We start from the raw sequence: 869 nt of genomic DNA, 5'->3' as shown, positions 1-869 counted from the left end.
GAGCGGACCGCGCTGGTCGACGGCGAGAGGGCGGTGTCCTATGCCGAACTGAACGCGTCCGCCAACCGGTTGGCCCGTCATCTGCGGTCCCACGGGCTGGGCCGGGGTGATCTGGCGGGTGTGCTGCTGGAGCGCGGCGCCGACTTCGCGACGGCGGTGGTGGCGGTGGTGAAGACCGGCGCGGGATACACCCTGCTCGACCCGGACTTCCCCGACGAGCGGCTGCGCTCGGCCGCCACCGACGCCGGCATCACCCACCTCGTCACCACCACCGGCCTCGCGCAACGCGTCGACGGCCCGTGGACCACGGTCACCGCCACCGCGCCCGCCCTGGCCGCTCTCGCACCGGACGACCTCGGCCTGGAGGTCACGGCGGACGACGTGGCGTGCGTGATGTTCACGTCGGGGTCGACGGGACGGCCGAAGGGGATCCTGTCGTCGCACCGGAATCTGGTGTCGACGGTGAGTGGTCAGTCCTACGGCCGGTTCGGGACGGGTGAGGTGTTCCTGCAGTGCTCGCCGGTGTCCTGGGACGCGTTCAGTCTGGAGTTCTGGGGGGCGCTGCTGCACGGCGGTGTGTCGGTGCTCCAGCCCGGGCAGCGTCCGGAGCCGGCGCTGATCGCGGAGCTGTCGCGGCGGCACGGGGTGACGATGCTCCAGCTGTCGGCGAGCCTGTTCAACTTCCTGGTGGACGAGCATCCCGAGGCGTTCGAGACGGTCACGGTCGCGTTCACCGGTGGCGAGGCCGCGTCCCCCGCTCATGTCCACAAGCTCCAGGGCCTGGTGCCCGGGATCGAGGTGGTCAACGGGTACGGTCCGGCCGAGTCGATGGGCTTCACCACCACCCACGCCATCCCGCGCGGCGACGT

General features: G+C 71.5%; 1 protein-coding gene. It reads left to right on the top strand.

The features are described 5' to 3' along the window. Nucleotides 1–869: AMP-binding protein (locus EAO77_RS37920; protein WP_147992803.1), on the top strand; the 869-nt coding region annotated here is incomplete at both ends.

The organism is Streptomyces sp. T39 (assembly GCF_008042045.1).
Taxonomy (GTDB): Bacteria; Actinomycetota; Actinomycetes; order Streptomycetales; family Streptomycetaceae; genus Streptomyces.
Note: the sequence above shows the minus strand (reverse complement) of the source record. Positions and strands in the feature narration are given on the sequence as shown.